The sequence below is a fragment of the Clostridium sp. J1101437_171009_A5 genome (genome assembly GCF_015547905.1).
Taxonomy (GTDB): Bacteria; Bacillota; Clostridia; order Oscillospirales; family Oscillospiraceae; genus Pseudoflavonifractor_A; species Pseudoflavonifractor_A gallinarum.
This window is the reverse complement of the sequence record NZ_JADMVY010000006.1, coordinates 29,223-53,030: the sequence shown is the minus strand read 5'-3', so window position 1 is coordinate 53,030 and position 23,808 is coordinate 29,223. Positions and strand designations below refer to the sequence as shown.

The 23,808-nt window shown below is 51.9% G+C and carries 31 protein-coding genes and 1 pseudogene; 22 read left to right on the top strand and 10 right to left on the bottom strand.

The window, feature by feature from the left end; genetic code table 11:
* Positions 1-332 precede the first annotated feature (332 nt).
* The 17 genes and pseudogenes from I2C21_RS09600 to I2C21_RS09520 all read left to right on the top strand — a co-directional run bounded on the left by I2C21_RS09600 (position 333) and on the right by I2C21_RS09520 (position 14,070).
* A complete protein-coding gene (locus I2C21_RS09600; protein ID WP_193538994.1) occupies positions 333-638 on the top strand; it encodes a hypothetical protein in 306 nt (101 codons plus the stop codon).
* A 5-nt stretch (positions 639-643) separates the two neighbouring features.
* Positions 644-847, top strand: a complete 204-nt coding sequence (locus I2C21_RS09595) for a hypothetical protein (protein WP_193538995.1) — start codon at positions 644-646, stop codon at positions 845-847.
* A 53-nt stretch (positions 848-900) separates the two neighbouring features.
* The gene (locus I2C21_RS09590; protein ID WP_193538997.1) at positions 901-2,094 is read left to right on the top strand and encodes a tyrosine-type recombinase/integrase; all 1,194 of its coding nucleotides are present in this window, start codon (positions 901-903) and stop codon (positions 2,092-2,094) included.
* Positions 2,052-3,281: a tyrosine-type recombinase/integrase gene (locus tag I2C21_RS09585; protein ID WP_195279148.1), complete on the top strand. Its 1,230-nt coding sequence runs from the start codon at positions 2,052-2,054 to the stop codon at positions 3,279-3,281. Before I2C21_RS09590 ends, I2C21_RS09585 begins: the two co-directional genes overlap by 43 nt.
* A 230-nt stretch (positions 3,282-3,511) precedes the next feature.
* Positions 3,512-4,027, top strand: coding sequence for a site-specific integrase (locus I2C21_RS17580; RefSeq protein WP_286167255.1), 516 nt, complete (start codon positions 3,512-3,514; stop codon positions 4,025-4,027).
* A 54-nt stretch (positions 4,028-4,081) separates the two neighbouring features.
* The gene (locus tag I2C21_RS09575) at positions 4,082-4,237 is read left to right on the top strand and encodes a hypothetical protein (RefSeq protein WP_193539070.1); all 156 of its coding nucleotides are present in this window, start codon (positions 4,082-4,084) and stop codon (positions 4,235-4,237) included.
* Positions 4,238-4,517: 280 nt separating this feature from the next.
* The gene (locus I2C21_RS09570) at positions 4,518-5,207 is read left to right on the top strand and encodes a response regulator transcription factor (RefSeq protein WP_193539001.1); all 690 of its coding nucleotides are present in this window, start codon (positions 4,518-4,520) and stop codon (positions 5,205-5,207) included.
* A complete protein-coding gene (locus tag I2C21_RS09565; protein WP_193539002.1) occupies positions 5,204-6,145 on the top strand; it encodes a sensor histidine kinase in 942 nt (313 codons plus the stop codon). Before I2C21_RS09570 ends, I2C21_RS09565 begins: the two co-directional genes overlap by 4 nt.
* Before the next feature lie 97 nt (positions 6,146-6,242).
* Entirely contained in the window at positions 6,243-7,166 is a 924-nt protein-coding gene (locus I2C21_RS09560; RefSeq protein ID WP_195279147.1) for an ATP-binding cassette domain-containing protein, read from the top strand.
* Positions 7,160-7,867, top strand: coding sequence for an ABC transporter permease (locus I2C21_RS09555; protein ID WP_195279146.1), 708 nt, complete (start codon positions 7,160-7,162; stop codon positions 7,865-7,867). The genes I2C21_RS09560 and I2C21_RS09555 overlap by 7 nt, the downstream gene beginning before the upstream one ends.
* Positions 7,868-8,341: 474 nt before the next feature.
* Positions 8,342-8,753 (top strand): annotated as a pseudogene (locus I2C21_RS09550) (sigma-70 family RNA polymerase sigma factor).
* A gap of 324 nt (positions 8,754-9,077) precedes the next feature.
* Positions 9,078-9,263, top strand: a complete 186-nt coding sequence (locus I2C21_RS17575; protein ID WP_235964362.1) for a recombinase family protein — start codon at positions 9,078-9,080, stop codon at positions 9,261-9,263.
* 18 nt (positions 9,264-9,281) lie between these two features.
* Positions 9,282-10,727 (top strand): recombinase family protein, encoded by a 1,446-nt coding sequence (locus tag I2C21_RS09540; protein ID WP_353654795.1) that lies wholly within the window; start codon positions 9,282-9,284, stop codon positions 10,725-10,727.
* 14 nt (positions 10,728-10,741) lie between these two features.
* Complete coding sequence (locus tag I2C21_RS09535) at positions 10,742-11,116, top strand: recombinase family protein (protein WP_195279145.1); 375 nt, start codon at positions 10,742-10,744, stop codon at positions 11,114-11,116.
* Between the two features lie 501 nt (positions 11,117-11,617).
* Positions 11,618-12,616 carry an O-acetyl-ADP-ribose deacetylase gene (locus I2C21_RS09530; RefSeq protein WP_195279144.1) on the top strand — a complete coding sequence of 333 codons (999 nt, stop codon included), beginning with the start codon at positions 11,618-11,620 and terminating at the stop codon, positions 12,614-12,616.
* 4 nt (positions 12,617-12,620) lie between these two features.
* Positions 12,621-13,349 carry a hypothetical protein gene (locus tag I2C21_RS09525; RefSeq protein WP_195279143.1) on the top strand — a complete coding sequence of 243 codons (729 nt, stop codon included), beginning with the start codon at positions 12,621-12,623 and terminating at the stop codon, positions 13,347-13,349.
* Positions 13,350-13,410: 61 nt separating this feature from the next.
* Positions 13,411-14,070 carry a vWA domain-containing protein gene (locus I2C21_RS09520; RefSeq protein WP_195279142.1) on the top strand — a complete coding sequence of 220 codons (660 nt, stop codon included), beginning with the start codon at positions 13,411-13,413 and terminating at the stop codon, positions 14,068-14,070.
* 76 nt (positions 14,071-14,146) lie between these two features.
* Here the strand turns inward: I2C21_RS09520 and I2C21_RS09515 are convergent, their stop codons facing one another.
* The gene (locus I2C21_RS09515; protein WP_195279141.1) at positions 14,147-14,707 is read right to left on the bottom strand and encodes a flavin reductase family protein; all 561 of its coding nucleotides are present in this window, start codon (positions 14,705-14,707) and stop codon (positions 14,147-14,149) included.
* Positions 14,708-14,869: 162 nt separating this feature from the next.
* On the opposite strand from I2C21_RS09515, the gene I2C21_RS09510 reads away from it, so the two are divergent.
* Positions 14,870-15,628: a MerR family transcriptional regulator gene (locus I2C21_RS09510; RefSeq protein ID WP_195279140.1), complete on the top strand. Its 759-nt coding sequence runs from the start codon at positions 14,870-14,872 to the stop codon at positions 15,626-15,628.
* 76 nt (positions 15,629-15,704) lie between these two features.
* Here I2C21_RS09510 and I2C21_RS09505 read toward each other — a convergent pair whose 3' ends face one another.
* Positions 15,705-16,151, bottom strand: coding sequence for a GNAT family N-acetyltransferase (locus tag I2C21_RS09505; RefSeq protein WP_195279139.1), 447 nt, complete (start codon positions 16,149-16,151; stop codon positions 15,705-15,707).
* A 105-nt stretch (positions 16,152-16,256) separates the two neighbouring features.
* Positions 16,257-17,207 (bottom strand): bacteriophage abortive infection AbiH family protein, encoded by a 951-nt coding sequence (locus I2C21_RS09500; RefSeq protein ID WP_195279138.1) that lies wholly within the window; start codon positions 17,205-17,207, stop codon positions 16,257-16,259.
* 2 nt (positions 17,208-17,209) lie between these two features.
* On the opposite strand from I2C21_RS09500, the gene I2C21_RS09495 reads away from it, so the two are divergent.
* Positions 17,210-17,368 carry a 4Fe-4S binding protein gene (locus I2C21_RS09495; RefSeq protein WP_353654798.1) on the top strand — a complete coding sequence of 53 codons (159 nt, stop codon included), beginning with the start codon at positions 17,210-17,212 and terminating at the stop codon, positions 17,366-17,368.
* Positions 17,369-17,425: 57 nt separating this feature from the next.
* Here I2C21_RS09495 and I2C21_RS09490 read toward each other — a convergent pair whose 3' ends face one another.
* The 7 genes from I2C21_RS09490 to I2C21_RS09455 all read right to left on the bottom strand — a co-directional run bounded on the left by I2C21_RS09490 (position 17,426) and on the right by I2C21_RS09455 (position 22,114).
* On the bottom strand, positions 17,426-17,947 hold the full coding sequence (locus I2C21_RS09490) for a hypothetical protein (protein WP_195279136.1): 522 nt from the start codon (positions 17,945-17,947) through the stop codon (positions 17,426-17,428).
* Positions 17,947-19,143 (bottom strand): AAA family ATPase, encoded by a 1,197-nt coding sequence (locus I2C21_RS09485; RefSeq protein ID WP_195279135.1) that lies wholly within the window; start codon positions 19,141-19,143, stop codon positions 17,947-17,949. Before I2C21_RS09485 ends, I2C21_RS09490 begins: the two co-directional genes overlap by 1 nt.
* Before the next feature lie 345 nt (positions 19,144-19,488).
* Entirely contained in the window at positions 19,489-19,995 is a 507-nt protein-coding gene (locus tag I2C21_RS09480; RefSeq protein ID WP_195279134.1) for a helix-turn-helix domain-containing protein, read from the bottom strand.
* Positions 19,996-20,067: 72 nt separating this feature from the next.
* The gene (locus I2C21_RS09475) at positions 20,068-20,463 is read right to left on the bottom strand and encodes an SRPBCC family protein (protein WP_195279133.1); all 396 of its coding nucleotides are present in this window, start codon (positions 20,461-20,463) and stop codon (positions 20,068-20,070) included.
* Positions 20,464-20,467: 4 nt separating this feature from the next.
* Positions 20,468-21,025, bottom strand: coding sequence for a DUF3795 domain-containing protein (locus I2C21_RS09470; protein ID WP_195279132.1), 558 nt, complete (start codon positions 21,023-21,025; stop codon positions 20,468-20,470).
* A gap of 13 nt (positions 21,026-21,038) precedes the next feature.
* Positions 21,039-21,968: a GNAT family N-acetyltransferase gene (locus tag I2C21_RS17915; protein WP_502709455.1), complete on the bottom strand. Its 930-nt coding sequence runs from the start codon at positions 21,966-21,968 to the stop codon at positions 21,039-21,041.
* An 8-nt stretch (positions 21,969-21,976) separates the two neighbouring features.
* Positions 21,977-22,114: a hypothetical protein gene (locus I2C21_RS09455; protein ID WP_286167254.1), complete on the bottom strand. Its 138-nt coding sequence runs from the start codon at positions 22,112-22,114 to the stop codon at positions 21,977-21,979.
* A 214-nt stretch (positions 22,115-22,328) separates the two neighbouring features.
* Between I2C21_RS09455 and I2C21_RS09450 the strand changes: the two genes are divergently transcribed.
* The 3 genes from I2C21_RS09450 to I2C21_RS09440 are packed head-to-tail and all read left to right on the top strand — an operon-like array spanning position 22,329 to position 23,713.
* Entirely contained in the window at positions 22,329-22,739 is a 411-nt protein-coding gene (locus I2C21_RS09450) for a (deoxy)nucleoside triphosphate pyrophosphohydrolase (RefSeq protein WP_353654794.1), read from the top strand.
* Between the two features lie 60 nt (positions 22,740-22,799).
* The gene (locus I2C21_RS09445) at positions 22,800-23,333 is read left to right on the top strand and encodes a GDSL-type esterase/lipase family protein (protein WP_195279131.1); all 534 of its coding nucleotides are present in this window, start codon (positions 22,800-22,802) and stop codon (positions 23,331-23,333) included.
* Positions 23,330-23,713 carry a rhodanese-like domain-containing protein gene (locus I2C21_RS09440; RefSeq protein ID WP_195279130.1) on the top strand — a complete coding sequence of 128 codons (384 nt, stop codon included), beginning with the start codon at positions 23,330-23,332 and terminating at the stop codon, positions 23,711-23,713. The genes I2C21_RS09445 and I2C21_RS09440 overlap by 4 nt, the downstream gene beginning before the upstream one ends.
* The last annotated feature ends 95 nt before the right edge of the window (positions 23,714-23,808 follow it).

Below are 23,808 nucleotides of genomic sequence, written 5' to 3'. Positions count from 1 at the left end.
GGACATTTCTGCCGTCCCGCCTCAACCAGCGGAAGGACTGACCGCCTCGTTTTCCCCTTGCGGGCGAAAAACCAAAACCTCCATACGAAGCAAAGAACCCCCCGGGTCCAGCCGGTCCAGCCGGCCAGACCCGGGGGTTTTTGTCAGGGCTCCATGTGGTTGGTTTTGGTGTAAATGTGGTGTAAATCGGCGGGGAATACTCTGGAAAGTCCTGAATTGTCAGGCAATAGAGGCGGCTTCTTGGATTAACAATCTGATAATTGTGGTCAAAAGCCCTGGCTATTCTCTCTGTATTTCGGTATTGTGTGTTGCTGAAAAGGAGGCGACGCACCATGAACGACTACATGAGAGCCCTGCACCAGCGGTTCTACCGGGAGCCGGACTTCAGTGAGTTAGAAGAAGATATTGAGAACACTCGGCAGGAGGTGCGGGACTGCCTGGACAAGCTTCAGCGGCGCAGGCTCATGCATCTGGTGGACACCCAAAACCTGCTGCGGGAGGAGACCTCACTGGCCAGCTTCACAGCCGGGTTCAAACTGGCCTGGGGACTGAGCAAGGAACTGGAGGCAGACGGCCTGTACTCCTTCGATGAGGAGGAAACAAAGCGTGTATGCCACGGGATAGAACAGGAGGATTGAATAAGATGATGAATCGACTTCCGGTCCAGCGGTGCCAGTACTGTGGTTGCGAGGACATTGGCCTTAGCTGGCAGCATGGCGAGACGCTGGTCACTTTCAAAAGGCATGGCCTGCTTGACAACCGGCTACGGTATCTGATCTGCCGACGCTGCGGCGCCGTGCTCTACCAGCGGGTGGCTGAGCCTCACAAGTTTCCACCTGTGGGGTAAGAACGCAAAAGTTGCGCCGCAAAACAAAAATAAGGCCTTGGGGGTGAAATGGCATGGCAAAAAGACGACCGTCAGGTGATGGCATGGTCCGCAAGCGGAAAGATGGACGCTGGGAAGGGCGCATCGTGGTGGGTCACAAGGAAAACGGTGATCCCATCTTCCGCTACATCTACGCTGATACCCAAAAGGAACTGACGGCAAAGCTTCGGCAGAGCATCGAGGCGTATCAAGGTGTCGAGTTGACTGAGGAGAGCCGGATGACACTGGGACAGTGGCTGGAACAATGGTTAAAGAATATAGCTCCTACTATCCGTCCCTCAACCTTGAGTCGATATGAAGGCACAGTGCGTAATCACATTGTCCCCTATATGGGAGACAAACCAATCTCTCAGATAACCGGAAAAGATATTCAAAAATTGTATGATACGCTGGTTCGACAGGGAAACCGAAACACGGGAGAGGGGCTGGCCAGCGGTACTGTCCGTGGGATTCACGCAATGTTCCATGAGGCAATGGATGCCGCACAGCAGGCCAGCCTCATTCCACGAAATCCTACAGAGGATATTGACGCACCCAAATTCAACTACAAAAGCAAAAAGGTGCTGACAGATGAACAACTGGAAAAATTCATGGAAACCATTCAGAGGGACAGTGTCTGGTGTGATTTCTTCTACGCGGAACTGACTACAGGCCTGCGCCGTGGTGAAATCTGCGGGCTAAAATGGGAAGACTTTGACGAGGCCCACAGTACACTGAAAGTCCGCCGCACAATCCATGAGGAAAAGGGCGGCAAGCTGACCGCCTGGGATACCAAGACTGCTGCGGGAACCCGTACCATCCATCTGTCACCCAGTACCGCAGATCTACTCCGAGAAAGGAAAAAGACTGCTCTGACAGAATGGATCTTCCCCCATCCATGGAAGCCGGAGCAGCCAACCCGCCCGAGTGCCGCCTATGAACGGATGAAGATCCTTCTGAAAGAGGCAGGGCTTCCTGATCTTCGCTTTCATGATCTCAGGCATACTTTCGCTACTCATGCCCTGACATCAGGAGTGGATGTCAAAACTCTGTCCGGCATCCTGGGACACACACGGGCCGCGTTCACACTGGACACATACACTCACACCACAGGAGATATGCAAAAACGGGCAGCTGAGATCGTAGAAGAATTTCTCATTGACATCTTCGGAGAGGAGTTGAAGCCATGGGAAGAAAGCGGAAAAACGGCGAAGGCACCGTCCGGCTGAGAAAGGATGGCCGCTGGGAGGGACGGATCGTCATTGGGTATGATGAGAATGGCCTCCCCAAGACGAAGAATGTGTTGGCCAAGACCAAAGGCGAGTGCATAGAGAAATTAAAGGCGCTGAAGAGTACCATCACCCCGAACACACCTGTAAAACTCAAGGCAGATATGCCATTTGGAGAGTGGCTGGATTATTGGTATGAAACCTATTGCAAACCCAATGCCAGACCTGCCACCCAGAGGACCTACGAAGGGTATATCCGTTTATACCTTCACCCCAGGCTGGGAAACATCCCGCTGAACAAAGTGACTATCAATGACATTCAGCAGATGTGTACCTGGATGATGACAGAGGCCCGTTTGGATCAGAAAAACGGAGATGGTGGTCTTTCGGACAGTCAGGTGATAAACTGCTACAGTCTATGTGATCGGGTATTGGAAAAAGCAGTGACAGAAAAGTTGATTGTCCGCAACCCAGCAAAGGGTTGCAAGCTGCCTCCAAACAGGCCAAATGAGATGAAGGTTCTCTCCCGAGAGGATATGCAGAAGGTGCTGATCCAGGCCAAGGAAGAGAATTACTACGAACTTTTCCTTCTGGAATTTGCCACTGGTCTGCGACTGGGAGAACTGATGGCTCTCCAGTGGGATGATGTGGATCTGGTCTCCGGGGAATTGAGGATTAACAAACAGGTAAACCTCGTTGGTTCGAAATTGGTAATCAGTGAGCCGAAAACCAAGGCGGCTGTCCGCACTCTGATCCTGCCCCCATCTGTCAGGAAGGTACTGGCAGAATACAAGACCAGAATGAACTCCCGATGGTTATTCCCCTCGCCCAAGAAGGACGATCTGCCGATTATCCCCTCGGCAGTCAGCCGGCGGCTTCACACACTGCTGAAACATGCGGGATGTGAGCAAGTTCGCTTTCACGATCTGCGCCACACTTTCGCAACCAACGCCCTGGCCCGCGGGATGGATATCAAGACGCTGTCCACCATCCTGGGCCATGTATCCAGCGCAACCACCCTAAACACCTACTCCCATGTCACCGACGAGATGCGCCAAAGGGCAGCGGTGAAGATCGACCAGGGCATCGCAAAGGCAGAGGTGCAGGAGGATACAACTATTACCCAGCCAGAGCGCACCATGACCACCTTCCAGGCCAGAACACGCTGGAGTCGAGAGGCCAGTTGAGTCAAAATTACCGGCCCATCAGGGGATGCTATCCCTGGTGGGCCGGTTTTCGCTGTCTGTGGGCAAACATGTGGTCAAGCGGCGCACAGGATGAGCCTGCAGTCTGAATGTAGGACGAAAATACCACTGTTTGCGGGATATTTGGATATTTTCAAAGAGATTTAGTGGGCAAAGTTGCGGCAACTATTGGTTGGACTGGGAGAATCAAAGAATATCGCCCGCTGACATCCATGGATGTTCAGCGGGCACTACTGCCTATTTCAGCGATCTTGCTCAAGGTACTGGCTATATGCATTTTTCCAGTGTTCTGCCGCTTTCGGGAAGGCAGCGTCATCATGGGCGCGGATGAACTTCAGTGCCTGCTTGTATTTGGGATATTTGTAGCCGGGATGGTCGAAAAACAATTTAAAAATCTCGTAGCGGCTATATTCCTCGCAATCTATGCAGGTGGTGTGGCCTTTGGTCAGGCAACATTTCTTCACAATGAAATCATCAAAGAGGCCGGACTGGACCACATTTGGGTCACAGATCTCCGGCACACCTGCGCCGTCCTGTCTCTGCAAAATGGAATGGACACGGAAGAGGCTTCCCAGATGCTGGGCCACTTCAGGACCGCAATGATACGGCAGAACTATGTCCCCTATCTGGTATGCCCAGCCGCCAAGTACGAGAACAAGCCCACGGAAGCGTCTCAGGAGAGATTGCGGCAAGCGGCAGACATTCTGGATAACCTCCTGAAATTCTGATGGATATTCTGCGGAAGGTGTGGTATATGTTTGTGTCACAAGGAGGCGATGATAATGGAAAATGAACTGCTCAAGGGGCTGTATGATTGTTTCTATACCCCAGCGGAACTTTCCGAGCAGGAGGAAGAAGTGACGGCGTACCATAAAGCGTCGATCGAGGCACTGGCAAAGCCGGAGCACAAGTTGGTGCTACGGATCATCGACGCCTAGGACTCTATCACAGAATAGACCTCCTTCGACAGCTTTATCGCCGGGTTTGGGGAGGCTCCCCAACAAGCGTTTTTGCGGTCCCCTCGGACTGCAAAAAATAGCAGGTGTGGCCACACTTGCCCTGCTTGCTGGTAGTACGCTGTTCCAATGAAAGCTACCATGTAATTGTCAGTTTCTTCGTGCCATCCTTGCGTTGGCTCTTTTTCGTCACTATAATAAGCCCATAGGAATATCACCAACTTAGCGATCATACAAAGAAAAACCCTGCTTGGAGGGCGTTATGAAAGTACTATTTGTTGAGGACAACTTGGAGATATGTGAGATGCTGGGAGGCTACCTCACGGCCGAGAATTTTGAAGTGGACTGTGCATACGACGGGGAGCAGGCTTGTCAAAAGTTTGATTCCAACACATACCACATCGTATTGCTGGATCTTATGATACCCAAAATCAGCGGTATGGATGTGATGAAGCATATCCGCAAAAGCAGCACCGTTCCGATCATTATTATCTCCGCCAAGGATACGGAAGTGGATAAGACCTTGGGACTTGGTCTGGGCGCGGATGATTACATTACAAAGCCGTTTTCCGTGGTTGAGGTTCTGGCGAGGGTGAAGGCGAATATCCGCCGGACAACAGAATATGCAGCCCCGATTCAGGCGCCGGAGGAGCTTATCTTTCGTTCCCTCAAAATGGACTTATCCAACCATACCGTGACGAAAAACGGCGTCTTACTGGAACTGACAGCCAAGGAATTTGATATTCTAAAGCTGCTTCTGCAAAATCCTAAACGGGTCTATACCAAGGCGCAGATCTATTCTCTCATTTGGAATGATGTGTATGTTGGGGACGAAAATGCGGTAAATGTTCATATCAGCCGACTGCGAAATAAAATCGAAGATAATCCCCGTTCCCCGGAGTGTGTACTTACAGTTTGGGGAATTGGATATAAGTTAGGAGAACCCACATGAGTGAGGCAACGATTATTTTCTTTCTATCCATCTGTGTGGCCATCTTAGTCTGTGTGATTGTCTATCAGCAGTTTGCATTTCGGACAGGCACCCAGGCCAAGCTGAATGGGATCAGCCAAAAGCTGGAGGAAATTCTGGACACAGACAGCGACGAGAAAGTAATGGTTTTCACCGATAATCCCAGCTTGATTTCCCTGGCAACGCAAATCAACCGGCTTTTGGTGGATCGTCAAAAGGTGAGGGCAGATTATAGGCGTTCGGAGCTGGCCTCAAAGCGGATGCTATCCAATATCTCTCATGACATCAAAACGCCCATGACCGTGATCCTGGGCTATCTGGAGATCATGCGGGTAAGCGGTGATCCGCGCCAGGAAATGCTGGGGAAGGTAGAGTCTACTGCCCACCGCGTTATGGAGTTGATTACTCAATTTTTTACCTTGGCAAAGCTGGAAGCCGGAGATACAGAGCTGGAACGCTCCAAACTGAATTTGAATGAGATATGCAGCGAAAACATCCTCAGTTTTTATGAATTGCTCACTACTCAGGATTTTCAGATTGAAGTTAACATTCCAAACGCTCCCGTTTTTGTTATGAGCAATTCGGATGCCTTGCAGCGTATCCTGTTCAATCTGATTTCTAATGCCATCCGATATGGAGCGGACGGAAAATATCTGGGAATGGTTCTGCGTTCTGACGAGGAAAACGCATATATTGATATTATTGATAGAGGACGGGGCATCCCAAAGGAGTTTGCCGACACGATTTTTGACCGCCTCTTTACAATGGAAGATTCCCGTAATCCACGGATGCAGGGAAATGGACTTGGGCTGACGATTGCAAAAAATCTGGCGGTACAGTTGGGCGGTGACATTACCTTGACCAGCCAGCCCAATGTAAAAACGGTGTTTACCGTCACATTAAAGAAAATGACCTATTGAATATAGGTCATTTTTTACGAAAGGAATTTGTAAGGATTATTCAAGAGTTTTGAAAAACGGACTTCCTATAATACACAGTATGAAAGGAGGCACCCCAATGCAATATATCCTACAAACCAACCAGCTCACAAAACGGATCGACGAAAAAGAGCTGGTTGTGGATGTTGACCTTCACATCCGAAAGGGTGAGATATACGGTTTTCTCGGCCCAAACGGGGCAGGTAAAACTACTGTGATGAAAATGCTGACCAACCTTTGGAAACCCACCAGCGGCACGATCGAATTGTTTGGAGAGATCTTAACGCCAAAATCCTATGAGGTGCTGAAACGAATGGGTAGCATGATCGAATTTCCCACCTTTTACGACCACATGACCGGGCGGGAAAATTTGCGGCTCCACGGGGAGTACATGGGCTATTACAATGTCAACAGCGTGGAGGAGGCGCTGCGGATTCTGGATTTGACATCCGCCGCCGACCAACCAGTCAAACGCTATTCGTTGGGCATGAAAGAGCGTCTTGGGATTGCACGGGCCATCATGTGCAAGCCAGAGCTTCTCATTTTGGATGAACCAACCAACGGCCTCGATCCGGCAGGAATGAAGCAGATCCGCGATTTGCTGAAAACACTCTGTACGGAATACGGGATAACCATTATGGTTTCCAGCTACATTCTTTCGGAGATTGAAAGTATTGCGGATACGGTTGGGATTATCCACCACGGACGGATGCGGAAAGAAATCAGTATGCGTGATATTGAGGAGAGCAATCTCAACTATATCGAAGTAACTGTTTTGGATGAAAAAAGAGCTGTCTATGTTTTGAGTGAAAAACTGGGTCTGTCCAATTTCAAGCTCGTGGAGGGAGGAACAATCCGCATTTACGATCCAGAGGCATCCACAAGTCAGCTTTCCAAGGCTCTGTCACTAAACGATGTGGAAGTGTTGTTCATCGGCAGAAATACCGAGACTTTGGAAGATTACTTTTTGAAGCTGACCGGGGAGGTGGATCGCTCATGTTGAAATTGATTCGTCTGGAATGGCAGAAAATTAACATTGGAAAGTATATCCGAAATGCGGTGATTCTCGCCGTACTGCTTTCCATCTTTATGTTTGCGCTGTGCTACCTGGGAATTGCAAATGATCCGGAGACGGGTGTACCGGATGCAGCACCGGGTAATAGTACCATATCGGCTCCCATTGAATTGTTCAGCAGTATGTCGTTTCTGGTATTTACAGGAGTTATGCTGTCCACCTTCATCGTGAGCGCATACCAGAATAAAACTATGGATTTGATGTTCTCTTATCCCATCAAGCGCCAAAAAATTCTGGTGTCTCAGATGCTGGCTGTCTGGATTTTTAACTTTGCAGCACTGGTTTTGACCAAGCTATTGCTCTATGGAGTCGTACTGCTGGGATCGCAATTTAGGGTATCTTCGTTCCCGTTGGACTATGATATGACTAGTGTGAGCTTCTACATTCAGCTGCTTGTAAAGTCTATTACCATTGTTACCATGAGCTTCATTTCCTTGTTTATTGGGATGAAAATGAAATCGGCCAAAGCCACAATCGTAGCATCTTTCCTGCTCATCCTTTTGACACAGGCCAATATTGGGGACTTAACAATGGCAAATAATGTGGTTGTTTCAGCCGTGCTTACCGTTATTTCTTTGATCTTTGCATTTTTGTCTATCTTCCAAGCAGAGGAGAAGGACTTGACCTGAGACTGGAGCACAAAAAATAAAAACATCACTGCAGTACGACGGCAAAAGAAAAAAACCGTCGTACAGCAGCATATATTCACGCAAGAACAGCGGCGGTTTTGAGAAATCAAGGCCGCCGTTTTCTTTTTGAAAAATGAGGTTACGGGGGAGTGTTAAAGTCGCCCTTCTTTAAGGATACGGCGGTGCCCGGGAGGTATCGCCGTGTCCTTTTTCATTTTCCATCCCCCTAACCTGTCAAAAAAAGCCTGCCATCACAACAGGATCGGCTCGGCATTGAACATGAAATGCAGCAGTCTATAAAAAGCAATAAAACATCGTGCACTTGTGTGTCGTTGCGGCATGCAGGCGTATTTTGTTTTGTCCACTTTGGGACAACTTGGCCCGAAGTAGACAAAGACGGCCCGTGCTGCCGATCCCCGCCGCAATTCGTTCAGATCGCCATTCACCCCAACTATCTGAACGGAGGAATTACAAATGACGACTATCAATCTGAAAGACTTTTATCCGTGGTACACCCACGACGAATACATAGAGGTTTCCAAAGAAGTGGCCGACGAGCTCCGGGCAAACAAATTGTATGAGGCTGCCTATCAGCGGCGGATCGTCCGCAACAAAGCGCAGTATTCTCTCGAGTGTGAGGACGGGGTTGAATACTCTGCCTGCGTTTCTGAACCCACCCCACAGTAGCTGCTGGAACGCATGGAGCTGTTTTGCCATCTTCAATTCCTGGCCCGAAACGCAGGGCCGCCGAGTGGACGCCTGTGTGATCCGCGGCAAGAGTCATCAGGAGGGGGCTATGGCCGAAGGTGTCAATGAAAGCTCGGTGCGGGAGTCCGTGAAGCTCGGTTTGGAGAGCATGAAAAAATATTTGAAAAAAGTTTTGTAAGTTGCCCCCGCATTGGGATGTTTTTTGGCCTTGGTATATGAGAGGAGTTACATCCGATCAACAACTGAATAGCGGTGGCCCCGAGCCATAGAGCGGGGAGCTGTTGGACAAGCTGGCCGTTTGCCCCTCCGGGTCGTCGCCCCATCGGGAGCATCATGTTGAGTATTGCTGTCTTATGACGGGCCAAGGAAATGAGCGTGGCGCTCCCGAAACTTTTATCAAGGAGGAAACCGACATGAAGTATGATCCCGAACTGGCGACCCTGCTTGCCCAAAGGGGGACTGTCGGTCATTGTTTTCGTATCGCTCTGGAAGGAGGCCCCACATGGAAGATCCCGTACCCGTCAAGGAGGAATACACCTATCAAGTCGGCAAAATCCAATTCATTGTCGCGCCCGTCTACAAGGACAAAGGTTATACGGACACCATCTTTTTTGTGGATGACGGTATCACCGGCACCACCATGAAACGCCCCGGCTTTCAGAAAATGATCGCCGCAATCGAGGCCTGATACATCTCGGCGGTGTTCGTGAAAGACCTCTCCCGGCTGGGTCGGAACTATATTGAGGTGGGCAAGCTCACCGAGGAGTTTTTCCCGCTCCATGATGTGCGGCTGGTGGCCGTTTCCGATGGCGTGGACAGCGACGAGGGTGAGGACGATTTCACCCCGTTCAAGAACATTATGAATGAGTACTACGCCAAGGACATTTCCAAGAAGCGCCGGATCGTCAATAAGATGAAAGGTAACGCTGGGATTCCGTTTTCGCCGCCGCCCTACGGATACATAAAGAACCCGGACGATCCCCGGTTTTGGGTCGTTGACCCGGGGGCCGCCGAGGTGGTACGCCGTATCTACCGCATGGCGCTGGACGGGTACGGGCTGGCTGAAACCGCCGCTGCCCTCGGTGAAGATGGGATCGTCAACCCGACCTACTACTGGCGCAGCAGGGGTACAAGCAGAGGCGGCTCCAAAAGCACCGTGGAGCCCACAAAATGGGGACACACCACAATCAAGAAGATTTTGACCACGCAGGAATACTGCGGTGATGTGATCAACTTCAAAAGCTATTCCAAATCCTATAAAATGAAGCGTCGGATTGAGAACCCGGAGGAGAACCGGGCCATCTTCCTCAATGTCCATGAGCCTATCATTGACCGGCCAACTTGGGAAAAGGTGCAGGCGTTAAAAGCCGGGACACGGCGCAAGCGCCCCACCGTTACCCAAGAGCCCAGCGTCTTTTCCGGCTATCTGAAATGCCTGGAGTGCGGCGGCAATCTGAATTTCCATTTTAACCAGGGCAACCACGATATTAAATTCTTTAGCTGCCAGAACCACAATTCCGGGCTCCGCAAATGCTCGTCTACCCATTATATCCGGCTGGACTTCTTGGAGCAGGTGGTGCTCTACGAGATACACCGGCTGGCCTGCTTTGCCAATGAGTATGAAAACGACTTTATCAAGGCGATGGTAGGGCGCTCGGCAAAGGTGGCGGAAAATGACCGGGTACGCAAGAAGCGGGAGTTGGACGGGCTGCTGGCTCGGGACAAGGAACTGGATATGTTCTTTGAGCGGCTCTATGAGGACAATGTGTCCGGCAAGATCGACGATGCACGGTTTGCCAAAATGTCTAAGCGGTACGAACAGGAGCAAGGTGAGAATGCCGGGCGGATCAAAGCCCTGCGACTGGAACTGAAAAAGCTGGAAGATAAGCGGATGGATATGGATACCTTTTTGGAAACGGTGCGCCGCTACACCGACGCCACAACCATCACCAAGCGCATGGTTGCCGAGCTTATTCAGTATATCGAGGTCTATCCTGCGGTCAAGGAGGACGGCGTTACCAATCAGCGGGTGACGATCCACTACAACTGCATCGGTGCCTTTGAGGTGCCGGATCGCCGGAAAATCCCCGAGCGGGATATTCTGCTGGAAACGAGAAAAGGCGTAGCATTAAGCTACGCCCCGGCGGTGTAAAGGTGGTGTGGGATATGAGAGCATTTCTCTATTGCCGTGTCGCCCATGACGATTCTTTCGCATTGGAACACCAGCGGTTTCTGCTTCAGCTCTACGCAAAGCAGGCGGGATATACCATCATCGGCGCTACGGACGAATATGACAGCGGGCTCACATTAGACCGCCCGGCGCTCCAGAAAGTGACCGAGGCCGTTGTCGCTGGCAAGGTGGATGTGGTGTTAGTCCATAACCTGACCCGGATAGGCCGGGAGTGGGGCATGACCCAAAGCTACATTGACCTGCTTACCCGGCACAAGGTAAAGCTCCTGTGCATCCAGGATCGGCTGCTCTTCGATGAAAACGGCGCTGCCCCAATTTTGACAATAAAAAATGCGGAGTGTCCTTTGTAGGATACTCAGATCCTATAAGGACACTCCGCATGGTCCGAGTGACAGGATTCGAACCTGCGGCATCCTGCTCCCAAACGTGTGTCTGAACCTTCAGCCAGCACTCTACCGCCCTCTTTAGCCCTTTCCTCTGCTCCGGCAGTTCCTCTTTGACACTCTTTTGCCCTGCGTGTTTCAAGCAAAACTTTCTCCTTTTGGGATGGGTGTGGGATTGGATTCTGTATATTAAAAGAAGTTCCGTCCGGGGTGAGTGGCGATAGTAAGCCGGGCCACCACAGAGGGGGGCGCAGGAAATGCGCCGCATAAACAAAGAATAACCGCTTTCGCCTGCGGCGAAGGTATGGCGGTTGTTTCTTGTCACGGGAATGACAAGAATGATTAGAATGACAAGAAGGCTGTTTGAACGGAAATACTGGGGTGAGCAACCCGCCCTCCCCGCTTCGCCGGATTGCCAGGCAGGCCCATCTGTGGTACGATAACACCAGAACGCGAGGAGGTGCCGTCATGCCCCTGCAAATTGTACGAAACGATATCACCACCATGAAGGTGGATGCCATCGTCAACGCCGCCAACGAGAGCCTGCTGGGCGGCGGAGGTGTGGACGGGGCCATCCACCGGGCCGCCGGGCCGGAGCTGCTGGCCGAGTGCCGCACCCTGAACGGCTGCAAGACCGGACAGGCCAAGCTCACAAAGGGCTACCGCCTGCCGACGAAGTTTGTCATCCACACCGTGGGCCCCATCTGGCGGGGCGGCGGTCACGGGGAGCGGGAGCTGCTGGTCTCGGCCTACCGCTCCTCTCTGGAGCTGGCTCTGGCGGGCGGGTGTGAAACTGTGGCATTCCCGCTGATCTCCTCCGGCGTGTACGGCTACCCCAAGGATCAGGCGCTGAAGGTGGCGGTGGACACTATCGGGGAGTTCCTGCTCTCCCACGACATGACGGTGTATCTGGTGATCTTCGACCGAACCGCCTACACCATCGGCGGAAAGCTCTTTGCCGACATCGCCGCCTACATCGACGACCGCTATGTGGAGGCCCACACCGACCGCTATGAGAACCAGCGCCGCCGGATGGCCCTGGCCTCCATGCCTATGGAGGAGACAGAGTGTACCCCCGCTCCTTGTACCGCAGCCCCTTCCAGCCTGGACGAGGCCCTTAGCAAGCTGGACGAGAGTTTTTCCCAGATGCTGCTGCGCAAGATCGATGAGCGGGGCATGACCGACGCCCAGTGCTACAAAAAGGCCAATATCGACCGCAAGCTCTTCTCCAAGATCCGCTCCGATGTCCACTACAAGCCCTCCAAGCCCACCGCCATGGCCTTCGCCGTAGCCCTGGAGTTGCCGCTGGCCGAGGCCCGGGAGATGCTGGAGAAGGCGGGCTTTGCCTTCTCCCACGCCAGCAAGTTCGACATTATCGTGGAGTATTTCATCGCCCACCGAAACTACAACATCTTCGAGATCAACGAGGCCCTGTTCGCCTTTGACCAGAGCCTGCTGGGAGGATGACCGCATGCAAGATAACTATGTTGGAGATATTGGAGATTACGGAAAGTACGGTCTTTTGCGAAATGTGACTGCCGCCGGCCTTCGGTTGGCGGTCAACTGGTACCGAGTGATCCCCACTCGTTCAGGCAAGCAGGAAGACGGAAAATTTACGGACTATCTATATAAGCCAGATACATATCGGCGGTATGATCCGGAGTTGTTCGATTGTCTGTCGTATCTTGTAAAGAAAAATCGAACCATTGAGGCTGTGGAAAAGAGCAATATCCTCAATGCCCGCTTTTTTGCTGAACCGCTGACAGCGGCTGGCCGAAAACAGTGGCACAAGGCGGCGTTGGAGGCTACCAATGGAATGGACATCGTCTTTCTCGATCCAGATAACGGCCTCGAAACAGTAAAGATGCACCAGGATGGTTCTACTAAGGAAAAACATGTTACCTGGCAAGAGATTAAGGACTACTACAACCGAGGGCAAAGTGTGATCTTGTACCATCATCGGCCACAGTCTGATTCAAAAGAGGTCTGTGTACAAAAAATGTTGGAATTTCAGAAGAACCATTTGCAGGCAGACGGTGTACTTAGTTTAGAATATTATCGTTTTACAAATCGCTATTATTTCCTATTTGCTCACCAGGCCCATATGTCCATATTGGAAGCTGTGTATCACTCTGTGGCAAAGAACTGGGCAGGACTTTGTACCCCTGTTGGAATTTGTCGCCCGCCAAGCGACCGCTGAATATACAAATCCCCCTATACTGTGCTTGTAAGCCAAACAACACAGCATAGGGGGATTTGTTATGAAAAAGAATTTGACGGAACTTGTTTTCATCCTGGACCGCAGCGGCTCCATGCAGGGGCTGGAGGGGGACACCATCGGCGGCTTCAACGCCATGATCGAAAAGCAGAAAAAGGAACCCGGCGAAGCTTACGTCTCCACCATCCTCTTCGATGACCAGAGCGAGGTACTCCATGACCGGGTGAAAGTGAGCGAAGTCAAGCCCATCACCGACAAGGAGTACGATGTCCGGGGCTGCACCGCCCTGCTGGACGCCATCGGCGGGGCCATCTGCCACATCGGGAACATCCACAAGTACGCCCGGAGCGAGGATGTGCCGGAGCACACTCTCTTCGTCATCACCACCGACGGCATGGAGAACGCCAGCCGCCGCTACTCGGCCCAAAAGGTGAAGGAGATGATCCGGCGCCAGAAAGAGAAGTATGGCTGGGAGTTTCTCTTCCTGGGGTCCAACATCGACGCGGTGGAGACGGCGGGATATCTGGGCATCGCCCCCGACCGGGCGGTGAACTACCACTGCGACAGCGAGGGAACCCGCCTCAACTACGAGGTGGTGGGTCAGGCCGTGGCCGCCGTCCGGTGCAGCGCGCCCCTGGATGAGCACTGGAAGGACGCCATTGAGGAAGACTTCCGCAAGCGGCAGAAGAAGGGGCGGCGGTAATCTGCGGTCGAAATAAACGAGGGACGGAAGGCTACACCTTCTGCCCCTCGTTCCTGTCTTAGCGCAAATCAGCCGGTCATTTCAGTTTGGCCCCGTCCCGGAAGGCATTGCCCACCTTCTCGCCCAGCACCCGGTATGCGTTGTGGATGGGGTCAAAGGTGATGGGCCGCAGCTTTTCCGGGTCGATCTTCGCGTCAACGCCCAGCACGGACTCGTCGGCGCTCACGTTGACGATCTCGCCCACCAGATAGCAGCTATCCGGGTCGTAGCTTACCAGGCGGCACTCCACCGCCATGGGCAGCTCGTCGATGAGGGGCGCGTCCACAAATTCCGACTTGGTGGTGTGCCAGCCGGCCTTTGCCACCTTGTCCGCCACTTTATTGCCGGACTCGATGCCCACATAGTCGCAGGCCACCGTCTGCTCCGCTGTGGCCATGCTCACGGTGAACGCCTTGCGGGCCAGGATGTTGGCGGTGGTCTTGTGCTCGGCGCTGATACACATGCTCAGCTCCTTCTCTTCGCTGATGCCGCCCCAGGCCGCGTTCATGGCGTCGGGGGTGCCGTCCTCATTGTAGGTGGCCAGAATAAAGACCGGCTGGGGATAGGTCCAGGGCTTGGCTCCAAAATTCTTGCGCATCGCGATGCCTCCTTGTACGGATATGTATGTGCTATTATTATACTACAGATCTTGGTTTTGAAATATGGAAATTGGCTGCTGGGAAAGATGCGTCAAATTGGAAAGTTTCCCTTGACTTTGACGCTCCGTCAACTGGTACAGTATCCGTTAGGAGGGATGTTTATGGAGTATTCCATTCAGGAGCTGTCACGCCTGTCCGGGGTGACCACCCGCACCCTGCGATGGTACGACCAGATCGGCCTACTCAAGCCCAGCCGAGTGGCAGAGAGCGGCTACCGCTACTATGGCGGGGCGGAGGTGGATCGGCTGCAGGACATTCTCTATTACCGGGCCCTCGGGGTGGAGCTGGCCCAGATCAAGGAATGTCTGGACGATCCCTCCTTTGACCGTCTGGCCGCTCTGCGAAACCACCTGGCCGCGTTGGAGGCAGAGCGGGAGCGGCTGGAAAAGTTGATCCGGTCGGTGAAAGACACCATCGGAGCGGAAGAAAGGAACGAGATCATGAGCGACGAGCAGAAATTTGAGGCATTCAAGCGGCGCACGGTAGCCCATAATGAGGAAGCTTACGGAACGGAGATCCGCGCCAAGTACGGCGACCAGGAGGTTGACGAGGCCAACGCCGCAGTGATGGGGCTGACCCAGGCGCAGTACCAGGAATGGATGGACCTGGGCCGGGAGATCCAGGAGCAGCTGGAGGCCGCCGTCCAGGCCGGGCTCTCCCCGAAGGGGGAGGAAGGCAAGGAAATCACCGCCCTCCATCGCCGGTGGCTCACCATCACTGGGAACCGATACGACCCGGCCAGACACCGGGGGATCGCGGAGCTCTATGTGATGGACGAGCGGTTCACCGCCTACTACGACAAACAGGTGCCCGGCTGCGCCCGCTTCCTGCGGGACGCGGTGGCTTATTGGGTGAAGTGAAGATGAAGCAGGCCCTCGGCTTTTCGCCGAGGGCCCGTCCTGTGTACAATTCTTGTGGCCGCACCTGTCCAGCGAGTCAGCGCTTCAAGATAAACTCCTGGACCGGACAGCCAAACTCCTCCGTCAGCCTGCCCTCGCAAAAGCCCAGCCGTTTGTAGAAGGCTCGAGCGGCAATTCCATTGGGATCACCCTCCCGGTAGGTGGTGACGGTGATGTCCTTCCCAGCGTCCATCTGCGTCAGCATGAAGTCCACCATCTGCCGGGAGATATGCCGTCTTCTGTAAGCGGGATCCACCGCCAGAAAGCACAGCATACTGCTTTCCTTTGAGAACAGCAGGGCGCCCACGACCCGACCCGCCTCCAATGCACAGATGGCGGAAGACGCCTGGATGAATTGCAGGACAGTGGCCCGATGCTCCGCCATCGCTTCGGCGGTTTCCAAACCGGGAAAAGCATCCCGAATCTGTTCCACCAGCGTCATCCAGGCGTCAATATTTTCCGGTTTTGCAAGTTGAATTTTCATGATGATGTTCCTCATTGGCCCAAGCTACGGCTCTCGTACGCATGAACAGCCCCAAAAAATTACATCCTAAAAAGTATGGATTACTTGGTTGTGAATGTACCAAATTTACCTTGAAATCCACATTTTTCCAGTTTTTTTCTGATATTCTTTTCGTTTTTGAATGCAATCATAATCATTCAAGTGCCATGTGATATCTCGGGTATCTATCAAACTACATATTTTTTCGATATATGGAAGATCAACATCTGCAAACGCAAAGCCAAAAGAATATATTTTATCAATTTTTGACCTGCAAATTTTTCTAAAGAAGCTTTTATGAAGCGACATCTGTTGTGCAGTATCTTTTCTTAAACTTTCATAAATAGTTTGCAAATCATTTTCCATTTCGTAAGGAACTCTCTCATCCAAAAAACTGAGTTTCCCACAATGTCCTAAAATAAGTGAATCCTGTTGGGCACAAGAATTTTCAGCGACTATACCATGAATATGACATATGTTCTTTATTGAACATTGATACAGGTTCTCTAAAGTTCGAGTATAGTTGAACGAAAAAAATAAATCCTCAGTTGGATTGATTATTCTTCTAAATTGCTTTAGAGGAACAGATGCAACCTTGATATTACGTATCCATTCTAATAGAAGATAATTAATTTGAGAGATAGCCAGTGCCATATCTCTGCATATAATTTCCGCATTGGTACGTTCCCAAGAATAATTTCGATCTCCCTCGCGGTCGTATTGAGGTTCAACATTTTCAAAGCATTCAGACAAATTCAGTTTTCCAAGAAGATACTCTATTTCACTCCAATCTCTTTTTTGTGGCTCTTTATCATCATCAGGTGCAACCTGATTCAACAGATATGTAATAAGGTCAACGACTTCTTCTTCCTTTTGTATCTCTTCTCCGTGATTGCCAATGACTGATTCTGGTACATATAGATATTCTGTATATTTTCCAGGATAGTTCGATTCTAAATAATCTCTAAACTGATTGAAACTTGTCTGCATATTATGAGCAAGATCAAATCCGTTTCCGATAATAAATAAATTAGCCATACATTGCCTTTCATGAAACATGCATCAGTTGTATGCGCTGCGCCAGCATATGTCCGGCTCATGCACGAAGCATCAGCCCTATCCTAACAGCGGTTGCCGCATGCAAGATGAAGAAGATCTGCGGCGTGCCCAAGAAGAACGAACTGTTTCTCGGAGAATGACGAAAGGGTGCCCCCATATTGTCATTCCTATCAGGGGATGGCACGGTAGTGCAGGCGTTATTCCTGAAGTAGATCCGCCAATGTATACTCACCTCGTTGAACGGCGGCAACCCGCTTGTGTTCCCTGATGGCAGCAATCAGGACATCAATATTTTGGAAATACTGTTTTACAAAAGCAGTGCTCTTGACATTAGAGTACCCCAAATCCTCTTTGCAAAAAATACTTGGTTTTTTTCCGGAACGCTTGTACTGCGCATACTTTTTTTCTGCATAGATCATCAGCATTTCGATCTCGGGTGCGGTAACAATGTTGATAACATCAATCTTTCCCCGATATGCTCTACTCAGGTTAAAGTTTTCCCTGTGGGAATCCAGAATCCGAAGAATGGTGATCTTTTCAGTAAAACCTTTCCTCAAGTATCGTTCCTCAAATTTCTGGGCGCTGCGGCAGCGAATTACCTCATTTTCCAACATATCATCATAACGGAAAATCAGTTTGTTACTGTCCAGCAAAAGTTCGATCACAGCCTGTTCAGCAGCTCCTTCACAGATGCAGGCAATATATTTTGAAAGTTCCATCATTCGATCTCCTTGCGGCTTTGTATGATAGAGCGCTTCAAATCCATAAATGCCTCATACATAGGAACTGTGCCATCCAGGAAACCGCTCTGGTAGGCCTCACTTTTTTTAATGTCGTTGCGGCTGAGTATGTTGGAGAGGTTTTCCGCTGTAATTCCCTGGCGGTTCCGCGCAATATAGATATTATCGTTTCGCTCAAACTCATCTAAAAGTTCCGGGTAATGTGTGGAAAAGATAAGCATAGCCCCGCGGGGATTCACCTTTTTATCCATATAAAAACGAATTAGAGTGGAGACGATCTCGCGGTTAAAGTGGTTCTCCAGTTCATCCACGATAAGGTATCCGCCAGTCTGAAAGGTTTCCATCGCCTTCCAAAAGACATTGATACCTTTGATGGTTCCGGAGGAGAGGTATCTGTCCAATTCCGCCAACTGTTTAAGCAAAAATTCATCCTGTCCTTTAAACTTCAGGTGAATATCCATTCCGTTTGATTTGGATTCCATCCTGAGATATTCAATGCTTGGGTCAAAAAAAGTGATGAGTTCAATAGGACAATCCTCTTTGAGGCTGAGTTGATTGATGTTGGTGTAGCGCAGCAGCTCTGAAAATGTAATCTGCTCCCGGTTTCTCTTGTTGAAGGCCACCATAATGCTTACGTCATCCAAGAGGAATTCCACATTATTCATGCTTCTGGACAGGTTGATTTCGACGCCATCAAAATCAAAGAGCGTTTTCTTGCTTTTTATGCTGGAGAGCGACTTGGATTTCAGCGTTTCATATACAATGACCAGTTTGTTTTCCTGTTTGGTGATGACTGTTCGCAGGAAATTGACAGCTCCCTCTTCCGACCGGGGAAAAGTCTCACGATTGTGAGCAAAAAAGTAAGTGTCGAACGTGGCTCTGTCGCCCTCAGCCAATCCGTCTAAAACATCCACACAATCAATGCTGTTAAGCGGTTCATTATTAAGCATCCGGCACACAAAGGTAATGAGTTTCAAAATGGTAGTCTTACCTGATGCATTGATTCCAATCACGGATAAGACATTATTTTGATAGAATCCCTGTGTTCCGTTGCAGAATATGAGGCTCATTTTTTCTGCATTGTCTTCCGTTACTCTTTGCTGGGCCAAAAAATTGATTTCACAGTATTCCTGAAAAAGAGGAATTCCGGATGCTCGTATTTTTAAGAGCTTCATAGGCACACTCCTTTATGATAATCACAGATATTCCGTTTTTAATGCTTTTATTATACCAATCAGCCACCAGTAAATCAATATTAAAATCGGGAAAACTGTTTTTAATTGATGTTTCTGCGTAGGAACCTTCTGTATTTATTGTACTACCATACAATGGAGATGATACATGGACACTCTTGTGAATCTTCCGATGTCGTACACGGTCGTAGAAACGGCAACAATGCGAACCATTGATACCCCAGATGTTGAACCCCTCACCGGCAGTAGAATTGCGAGCTGCGGTGGCAGATTTAGTGAACTAAGGCTACAAAGGCCCCTGGCTTCTGCCAGGGGCCTTTGTAGCCTCTATCCTCTTTTCCGCGTCAGGAAAACGCCTGCCGCCGCGATCAGGACGAAGGGGGCCAGCCGGACAAAGCCCCATTCAAAGGCGTGGATGGCTACCCCCATGACAGCGGTCTCCGGGGCGCTGTAATCCCAACCCAGGTAAGGGCTGCCCACCATCGCTAAAATGACGGCCACAGCCAGGATGCCCACGCACACCGCGATAAGCCCCCAGTGGAGGGCCGAGCGCCGCAGGGCTTTTCTCCGGGAAAACTGCAGATTGATGACCTCCAGCTTTTCCGCGAGAGCCTTTACCTCGTCCGCCTCCGATTCTGCAACTGTTTCTCCCAGCAACGTGCTGACAGGCGTCTCCAACGCCTCCGACAGAGCGATGAGCAGGTCGGAGTCTGGAACAGATAAGCCTTGCTCCCATTTGGAAACGGTCTGCCGCACTACGTTCAGCTTGACGGCCAGCTCTTGTTGGGAGAGCCCCTTGGATCTCCGGATGGCTTTGATGTTTTCATTGAGCATTGGGCTTCACTCCTTTCGCCCCCATTGTAGGCAAAGCGGCCCGTTGCCGCAAGCAACGCAAACTAACAGCCCCTATTTTTGCAGTTCCCGCCGCAGATCGTCCAAGTACAGCCTCTGCTGTCGCCTCAGATAACCGGGTACAAAGGGGCGCATCCACCAGCGCTTGGCGTTGACGGTTTCGGTGCAATGGAGCCGGGTGCCACTCTCTACCGTCTCGAAGATCCCCTCCCAGGAGCCGGACATATTGCCATTCTCCATGGTAAAAACCCAGCGGCGGAGCGGCTCACAGGCCGTGACGGTGAAGTTTGTGGCATAGCCGCTCTTGGTGTGCTCTACGAAGTGGGCCTCGTCCAGCACCTCTACCCGTTTGAGGTCGCTGCGCCAGGCGGTGTTGGAAAGGTCAGTCACCGCCTGCCACACCCGCTCCACCGGGCAGGAGAAGTGGACGGTCACCTTGGAAGTCGGCATAAACTCACCCCTTCTTTGCTTTCTTGTTCAGCCTCAGGCTGATGTCCCGGCGGTCCGCCGCCTGCTGGAGCAGTTCCACGGCGGCCATGGCCCGCTCCTTGACTGGCTGTCCGGCCAGTTCCGGCCGGCTGTCCAAGTCAGCCATCACGGACTGTAATTCCCCCAGGGGCAGAAGATAGACCGCCGTATGGAAGAGCGTCTTGCGGCGGCCGTCGTTGTAGCCCGCCAGAAGTGCGTCCAATATGGCGCGCTTTTCCTCTAACTGAGCGAGGTACGCCTCCAGCCCCAGTTCCTGGGCACGGGCGATATCCTGCTGCCGGTTCCGGTGGGGGACGAAGGAGTCCCCATCGTCGAAGCCCTCATAGCGGGAGCAGGGGTACTCCGGACACTCCCAGCAAAAGGGCACCCCGCCGTGGGCCAGGGAGCACTTGGCGATGGTGCAGCTCTGGTTGCCTGCCCCGCCGCCGCAGCCGGGACAGTACCCGCCCAGATACATGGAGCAGAGGGCACAGTTGAGGCCGTACAGGGAGAAGCGAACCTCTTCTCTGGTAAAGCCTTTCATGTCACTCCCTCCATTAAAACCACAGTGCCGGTTCCTCCCGAAACACCGGGGTGTCCCCCTGGACGTAGGGGTCGTAGCGGTTTTCGTTGCACCCGAATTCCTGCAAAAAGCAGATTTGTCCCGCTTCGTTCCAGCGGATGAGGGAGAGCCCGTCAAAGCTCTGGACAGTGCCATCCGTCATGGCACACCGGAAGACCCACTCCACCACAGTCTGGTCTCCCTTGTGGAAATACTGCCGGATGTCCCACCGCTCCACGGTGCCACGGGTGTTCCACTCGTCAAACCACAGCTGGATCTTCCCACTGCCGTGGTACTCCGGCCCCCAGCTCTCGATGTAGACGGCGTCGGTGGCGAAGAGATCCTCAATGCCCGTATCCGCCTTGTCCAGCCACATGGAAAACCACTGCTGGATCTTACTTTCCCGCTGTTTTTCTGCGTCCATATCCATATTCTCCTGCTCCATCGCCTGGGCAGCATCCCAAAGCATCAGATATTCCGTACCCTTTTCTGCCGCGATTCGGAAGCCCGCTCGCTGGTAGAGGCACAGGGCCGGGTTTTCCTTCTGGACGGAGAGGGATGCCCGCTGGTATCCATTCTCCTGGAGCAGGAGCAAAAGATCGTTCAACAGCCGTGTCCCGATGCCTTTTCCGCGATACTCCGGCAGCAATGAGATGGCCAGGGAAGGGGTGTCGTTGTCGATGTGGCCGTAGTCCTCCATGATGCGGCACCACGCCGCCCCTACCACTTTTCCTTTAACCTCAGCAACCAGACAATGGTCGCCGGGACGTGTGCCGAAGCCCTCAATATAGACCTGCAGTTCCGGCCGATCCACCACGGACCGGGGCGGCGGCTCCACGCCTTTCGGGAGATAGATGGCCTGATAGAGAAATTCCCGCAAAAGGGTATATTCCTCCGGGCGTATTTCGCGAATGATCGTGTTCATCTCTTCCATCACTCCGTCCGTTTGATGGGCTGTCGGATGACGGTTTTCAGCTTTCCCGGCTGGCACCGCCGCACATCGCTCAGGTAGATCTCGTGGCGGAACCGGCCCTGGCTGAAATCCGGCCCATAGTCCTGCTCATTGGGCAAAAATTATGCTAAACTGATTTTATCATAACAAGAAAAGGCGAGTAAAGAGGCATAAATAAAACAGGGAAAGTTTTGCTGATGTTTTCCAATGAATTCTTGTCGACTCCTGAAAATCCAGTTATACTAAGTGCTGTAAAAATGAGAGCAAATTTTCTAATGGAGAGTAGATATAAAATCCAGATAGTGTCAGAAGCGAATAAAGGGAGTTGTTGACGTGAGTCAGAAAAGTGTTACCGAAGTAGTCGCAGCCCTGATCTGGAATCAGGACAAGTTTATGATCTGCCAGCGCTCAGCCCATAAGGCCAGAGGGCTGCTATGGGAGTTTGTAGGTGGCAAGGTAGAGCCAGGCGAAACCAAGGAACAGGCGCTCATTCGGGAATGTCAAGAGGAGTTGGCCGTCACGCTGAATGTGGGCGAGGTATTCATGGATGTAACGCACGAATACCCGGATCTGACGGTTCATTTGACACTGTTCCATGCTGCCATCAGGGAGGGTGTCCCCCAGAAACTTGAGCACAATGACATCCGTTGGATTACGGTGGATGAGATTGATCAATTTGTGTTTTGCCCAGCGGATGAGGAGATTTTAATAAGGCTAAAGCAATCGAAGGGGCAGAAAGATTAGGTGAAAGCTTTCTTCTCTGCATTGGAGAATGCGAACATACAGAGAAAGGAAATGCATAGGATGAACGTCATCTGCTTCGGCGACTCCAATACCTACGGATATGACCCCCGAGGTTATTTCGGTGGGCGGTATGAGGCAGACAACCGATGGGTGGACATCCTGGCTGCGGAGACCGGATGGACGATCTCTAACATGGGACAAAACGGCCGCGAGATTCCATCCGCCGCTCCCACCTTTCCTGCTGACACAGATCTGCTGATCGTCATGCTGGGGACCAACGATCTGCTTCAGGGGCGAAGCCCAGAGCAGGCCGCCGAGCGGCTGGAGAGGTTCCTCGCCGGCATATCCCTGGATCAAGTTAAGATCCTGCTGATCGCACCGCCGCCGGTGGCCCTGGGAGCGTGGGTGCCAAGCCAACAGCTCATTGATGACTCCCATACCTTCGCCCGGCTCTGTCAGGATCTGGCGGAGCAGTTGGGCGTCCGCTTTGCCGATGCCGGAAGGTGGGACATCCCTCTGGCCTATGACGGCGTACACTTCACGGAGCAGGGGCACAAAGCCTTTGCTACCAAACTTCTGGAGGAACTCAAATGAAACGAATCTTACCCCTACTCATTTCCCTTTTGCTGTTGCTAACCGGATGCGGCGGAAATGCCACCGACGGCTCCTACCAGCAGATCACCCAGGAAGAAGCCAAAGAGATGATGGACTCCCAGGAGGTCATCATCCTGGATGTGCGGGAGCAGGACGAGTACGACAGCGGCCACATCCCCGGCGCTGTCCTGTTGCCGGTTGGTACCATTGACGAAACAACTGCCGCCGAGGTGATCCCGGAAAAGGACTCCACGGTGCTGGTCTACTGCCGCAGCGGAAACCGCAGTAAGACCGCATCTTCCACATTGGCCGAATTGGGTTACACCAGCATCTACGAATTCGGCGGCATCAACACCTGGCCCTATGAGACAGAGCCGTAAAGTGGCCAGCGGCCGCAAGCGGCACAAAATATGCGCCGCCTAAACAAAGAATACGGGACTGGCAGGTTCCGCAGCTTATGGAGATGGATGTGACC

Excerpts from the sequence above, each read along its gene's own strand:
- I2C21_RS09490 (WP_195279136.1), bottom strand. The coding sequence starts at position 17,947 with ATGGAACTTTCAAAATATATTGCCTGCATCTGTGAAGGAGCTGCTGAA.
- I2C21_RS09440 (WP_195279130.1), top strand. The coding sequence starts at position 23,330 with ATGAAACGAATCTTACCCCTACTCATTTCCCTTTTGCTGTTGCTAACC.
- I2C21_RS09595 (WP_193538995.1), top strand. The coding sequence starts at position 644 with ATGATGAATCGACTTCCGGTCCAGCGGTGCCAGTACTGTGGTTGCGAG.
- I2C21_RS17575 (WP_235964362.1), top strand. The coding sequence starts at position 9,078 with ATGGAAGATCCCGTACCCGTCAAGGAGGAATACACCTATCAAGTCGGC.
- I2C21_RS09520 (WP_195279142.1), top strand. The coding sequence starts at position 13,411 with ATGAAAAAGAATTTGACGGAACTTGTTTTCATCCTGGACCGCAGCGGC.
- I2C21_RS09565 (WP_193539002.1), top strand. The coding sequence starts at position 5,204 with ATGAGTGAGGCAACGATTATTTTCTTTCTATCCATCTGTGTGGCCATC.
- I2C21_RS09555 (WP_195279146.1), top strand. The coding sequence starts at position 7,160 with ATGTTGAAATTGATTCGTCTGGAATGGCAGAAAATTAACATTGGAAAG.
- I2C21_RS09535 (WP_195279145.1), top strand. The coding sequence starts at position 10,742 with ATGAGAGCATTTCTCTATTGCCGTGTCGCCCATGACGATTCTTTCGCA.
- I2C21_RS09485 (WP_195279135.1), bottom strand. The coding sequence starts at position 19,143 with ATGAAGCTCTTAAAAATACGAGCATCCGGAATTCCTCTTTTTCAGGAA.
- I2C21_RS09470 (WP_195279132.1), bottom strand. The coding sequence starts at position 21,025 with ATGAAAGGCTTTACCAGAGAAGAGGTTCGCTTCTCCCTGTACGGCCTC.
- I2C21_RS09510 (WP_195279140.1), top strand. The coding sequence starts at position 14,870 with ATGGAGTATTCCATTCAGGAGCTGTCACGCCTGTCCGGGGTGACCACC.
- I2C21_RS17580 (WP_286167255.1), top strand. The coding sequence starts at position 3,512 with ATGGATGTTCAGCGGGCACTACTGCCTATTTCAGCGATCTTGCTCAAG.
- I2C21_RS17915 (WP_502709455.1), bottom strand. The coding sequence starts at position 21,968 with ATGAACACGATCATTCGCGAAATACGCCCGGAGGAATATACCCTTTTG.
- I2C21_RS09570 (WP_193539001.1), top strand. The coding sequence starts at position 4,518 with ATGAAAGTACTATTTGTTGAGGACAACTTGGAGATATGTGAGATGCTG.
- I2C21_RS09515 (WP_195279141.1), bottom strand. The coding sequence starts at position 14,707 with ATGCGCAAGAATTTTGGAGCCAAGCCCTGGACCTATCCCCAGCCGGTC.
- I2C21_RS09525 (WP_195279143.1), top strand. The coding sequence starts at position 12,621 with ATGCAAGATAACTATGTTGGAGATATTGGAGATTACGGAAAGTACGGT.
- I2C21_RS09480 (WP_195279134.1), bottom strand. The coding sequence starts at position 19,995 with ATGCTCAATGAAAACATCAAAGCCATCCGGAGATCCAAGGGGCTCTCC.
- I2C21_RS09560 (WP_195279147.1), top strand. The coding sequence starts at position 6,243 with ATGCAATATATCCTACAAACCAACCAGCTCACAAAACGGATCGACGAA.
- I2C21_RS09530 (WP_195279144.1), top strand. The coding sequence starts at position 11,618 with ATGCCCCTGCAAATTGTACGAAACGATATCACCACCATGAAGGTGGAT.
- I2C21_RS09600 (WP_193538994.1), top strand. The coding sequence starts at position 333 with ATGAACGACTACATGAGAGCCCTGCACCAGCGGTTCTACCGGGAGCCG.
- I2C21_RS09575 (WP_193539070.1), top strand. The coding sequence starts at position 4,082 with ATGGAAAATGAACTGCTCAAGGGGCTGTATGATTGTTTCTATACCCCA.
- I2C21_RS09475 (WP_195279133.1), bottom strand. The coding sequence starts at position 20,463 with ATGCCGACTTCCAAGGTGACCGTCCACTTCTCCTGCCCGGTGGAGCGG.
- I2C21_RS09505 (WP_195279139.1), bottom strand. The coding sequence starts at position 16,151 with ATGAAAATTCAACTTGCAAAACCGGAAAATATTGACGCCTGGATGACG.
- I2C21_RS09585 (WP_195279148.1), top strand. The coding sequence starts at position 2,052 with ATGGGAAGAAAGCGGAAAAACGGCGAAGGCACCGTCCGGCTGAGAAAG.
- I2C21_RS09445 (WP_195279131.1), top strand. The coding sequence starts at position 22,800 with ATGAACGTCATCTGCTTCGGCGACTCCAATACCTACGGATATGACCCC.
- I2C21_RS09590 (WP_193538997.1), top strand. The coding sequence starts at position 901 with ATGGCAAAAAGACGACCGTCAGGTGATGGCATGGTCCGCAAGCGGAAA.
- I2C21_RS09500 (WP_195279138.1), bottom strand. The coding sequence starts at position 17,207 with ATGGCTAATTTATTTATTATCGGAAACGGATTTGATCTTGCTCATAAT.